The following is a 2,108-nucleotide window of genomic DNA, read 5'->3' on the forward strand; positions in this document are numbered from 1 at the left end:
TGGAGAGTTAACTGCACCAAACAGCCGATGTGAGCTAGGGTCCGACTGAATCCCGGGGGGCGGAATGGACGCAGGAGCGGCAAACAAGCGGTACGCACTGGCGGACGGTGCCGTCGACTTGCCACGGATCGGTTCAGTGATTGCATCTCGTTCGACCGGGGCACCGTACGAGGTTGCAGGCGCCGACGGAGGGCGAGTCGACGCGATCGACATGTGGGTGCGAGATCTGATGCTGTGTGATCGCAGCCCCAGAACAGTTCGAGCATACTGCTATTCGCTCCTCACATGGTTCCGCATCCTTTGGTATTTAGACGTGAGATGGGACGCGGCAACGGAGTCGGACGTAGCCGCGATGGTCGGTTGGCTCCGCAGCAGCACCAATCCGCAGCGCGCCCGGTCAGCCAGCTCGACCAGTGATTTCGGCGCGGTGAACGCCAAGACCGGCAAACCTTCGCTGGGACGTGGCTACAGTCCATCAACGATCAACGTTGCGCTGGCCGCGATCTACCAGTTCTATTCCTTTCATGAGCATTTCGGCCGCGGCCCCCTCATCAATCCGGTACCCCAGTCCCCCCAACGCCGACGAGCGTTAGCTCATCGCAGCCCGATCGAAAGTCAACTACGACACCGCAGAGCACGGCTACGGCAGAAGTCGGTCGACACCCAGCCCCGGTCGATACCTGACGAATTGTGGTCCGAGCTTTTCGCAGTCCTGCGCTGTCCCCGAGACCGAGCACTCTTGCTTTGTTACGTCACTAGCGGGGCACGAGCTTCTGAGTTGCTGGGCTCCACCACCGACGATGTCGACTGGGCTCACCAGCGAATCTGGGTGATCTCGAAAGGGACCAGGCTGCGTCGCCCTGTACCGGTATCACCAGAAGCTCTTATGTGGCTCGCGGCGTACCTCGACACTGCGGCCGACCCTAAACCGTCAGCTCCGTTGTGGCGGACATTGAGGAAACCTGAACGTGCATTGAGTTATTCAGCTGCACGGCGGGTTCTGCAACGCGTCAACACTGTCCTTGGAACCAACTGGACTTTGCACGATCTGCGGCACACCGCCGCGGTCCGGATGGTCAGCGACGGAACGCTGACCCTCCCCGAAATCCAGACGGTTCTCGGCCATGCCGACCTGCGAACCACTAGCCGCTACACCGTTCCCCGTCTAGAGGAAATGGTCGAGTCCATGGCAGCTTTCTATGCACGGCCTGCACCCCCTGCCCGTCTGCACAGCGACTACGACCCCACCGACTTCTCGGTGGTCTTCGGTGCCTAGATCGCAAGGCACGACCACCGCCCGCACTCGTCGACGCTCGGTTCCAGACCCGGCAGGACCCTCCGCTGCTGGATATCCACCGGCAGCGACCACGGTTACACCGTGCCCAGCACCGCCCAATCTGCCAACCCCGTTTGGGGATCTATCGGCGGCCACACCCGACGAACTGGTCGAAGTCTCAGCGCATGCGTGGCCGCAGGCGGTGTCCACCAGGCAGAAGCGGTCGGCCTCGATTGAGATGTTTACGACTTACCTAGCGACGCTGCCGGGAGACACCTGGCAGGAGCGGTGGCAGTTGACTGGGCTCGACAACGGCGAATCTGTCATCACGGACATTCCCAACCCAAGAAGAACGAGCGGCTCACACCGGGAGGGTATGAAGGTTCTGGCGGCGCTCCGTGTGATCTCACCCAGTGTCTTAGCGCTGCGGCAGTCGACAATTGTCCAATACGGCTTGCTGTTCGGGCCCGCCCAGAAGGATCCGCTCCTGGACGAGCTGTACGACGCGCTTAACAGCACCGATACCCAAGTCCCACAGCGAACTAAAGCTCGTAACGAACTGTGTTACGCGTTGACCAGCCAGCGCATCGGACTGGTAGATCTGACGCCCGAAGCGTTGATGTACTACGCCCGAGCCCACATCGACGCGTGCGGAGACAAGGCATCTGCAGAACGCCCCGGCGTGACGGGGCTCAGGAAAATTCCCCAGTGGTGCTCATCGAAATTCCCCACCCGTGAGGTGGGTCTACTGTAGCGGCCGGCGGATGGTTCCGGCGGCGGTGCGGTGGTTTTCTGATCGGGCGTGGTGGTCTCGCAGGCGATAGGAATCGCC

The 2,108-nt window shown here is 61.5% G+C and carries 2 protein-coding genes and 1 pseudogene; 2 read left to right on the forward strand and 1 reads right to left on the reverse strand.

Annotated features, from left to right (window positions below; genetic code table 11):
• The first annotated feature begins 211 nt into the window (after positions 1-211).
• Together KXR83_RS26745 and KXR83_RS26750 are read left to right on the forward strand one after the other, a co-directional pair.
• A complete protein-coding gene (locus KXR83_RS26745; RefSeq protein WP_116917849.1) occupies positions 212-1,276 on the forward strand; it encodes a site-specific integrase in 1,065 nt (354 codons plus the stop codon).
• 376 nt (positions 1,277-1,652) lie between these two features.
• Positions 1,653-2,030: a hypothetical protein gene (locus KXR83_RS26750; protein WP_437427229.1), complete on the forward strand. Its 378-nt coding sequence runs from the start codon at positions 1,653-1,655 to the stop codon at positions 2,028-2,030.
• On the opposite strand, the pseudogene KXR83_RS26755 reads toward KXR83_RS26750, so the two are convergent.
• Positions 2,022-2,108, reverse strand: a pseudogene (locus KXR83_RS26755) (IS21-like element helper ATPase IstB); the annotation flags it as partial. The gene KXR83_RS26750 and the pseudogene KXR83_RS26755 overlap by 9 nt on opposite strands.

Origin of the sequence: Williamsia muralis, assembly GCF_051487485.1 — a bacterium.
Lineage (GTDB): Bacteria > Actinomycetota > Actinomycetes > Mycobacteriales > Mycobacteriaceae > Williamsia > Williamsia muralis_B.

Coding starts and splice junctions, on each gene's coding strand:
- KXR83_RS26745 (WP_116917849.1), top strand. CDS start 212: ATGTGGGTGCGAGATCTGATGCTGTGTGATCGCAGCCCCAGAACAGTT.
- KXR83_RS26750 (WP_437427229.1), top strand. CDS start 1,653: ATGAAGGTTCTGGCGGCGCTCCGTGTGATCTCACCCAGTGTCTTAGCG.